The sequence below is a fragment of the Pseudomonas sp. TWI929 genome (genome assembly GCF_039673335.1).
Taxonomy (GTDB): domain Bacteria; phylum Pseudomonadota; class Gammaproteobacteria; order Pseudomonadales; family Pseudomonadaceae; genus Aquipseudomonas.
Map to the genome: position 1 here is coordinate 1 of NZ_JBDJLK010000181.1, position 907 is coordinate 907.

Consider the following 907-nt stretch of genomic DNA (forward strand, 5'->3'; position numbering starts at 1 on the left):
CGCGTCAACGGCCTGCAGCGGGTTTCCGCCGGCAGTGTCTTCGGTGCCTTGCCGCTGAACGTCGGCGACCAGGCCGATGACCGCCGCCTGGTCGACTCTACCCGTTCCCTGTTCAAGACCGGTTTCTTCCAGGACATCCAGCTGAACCGCGATGGCAACGTCCTGATCATCAACGTGGTCGAGCGCCCCTCGGTGTCGAGCATCGAGATCGAAGGCAACAAGGCGATCAGCACCGAAGACCTGATGAAGGGCCTGAAGCAATCGGGCCTGGCCGAAGGCGAGATCTTCCAGCGTGCCACCCTTGAAGGTGTGCGTAACGAGCTGCAGCGCCAGTACGTGGCCCAGGGCCGCTACTCGGCCGAGGTTGACGCTGAAGTGGTGCCGCAGCCGCGCAACCGCGTGGCGTTGAAGATCAAGATCAACGAAGGCACCGTCGCCGCCATCCAGCACATCAACATCGTTGGCAACAACGTGTTCGACGATGAAACCCTGGGCCAGCTGTTCGAGCTGAAGACCACCAACTGGCTGTCGTTCTTCAAGAACGACGACAAGTACGCCCGCGAAAAACTCTCCGGTGACCTGGAGCGCCTGCGTTCCTACTACCTGGACCGCGGCTACATCAACATGGACATCGCCTCCACCCAGGTGTCCATCCCCCCGGACAAGAAGCACGTCTACATCACCGTCAACATCAACGAAGGCGAGAAGTACACCGTTCGCGACGTGAAGCTGTCCGGTGACCTGAAAGTGCCGGAAGACCAGGTCAAGTCGCTGCTGCTGGTGCAGCCGGGCCAGGTATTCTCGCGCAAGGTGATGACCACCACGTCCGAGCTGATCACCCGCCGCCTGGGTAACGAAGGCTATACCTTCGCCAACGTCAACGGCGTGCCACAGCCGAACGACCAGG

1 protein-coding gene is annotated in these 907 nt (G+C 61.2%); it reads left to right on the top strand.

Annotated features, from left to right (window positions below; all coding sequences use genetic code 11):
- On the top strand, positions 1 to 907 hold a 907-nt coding region (gene bamA, locus ABE456_RS28450; protein ID WP_346646902.1), incomplete at both ends, for an outer membrane protein assembly factor BamA.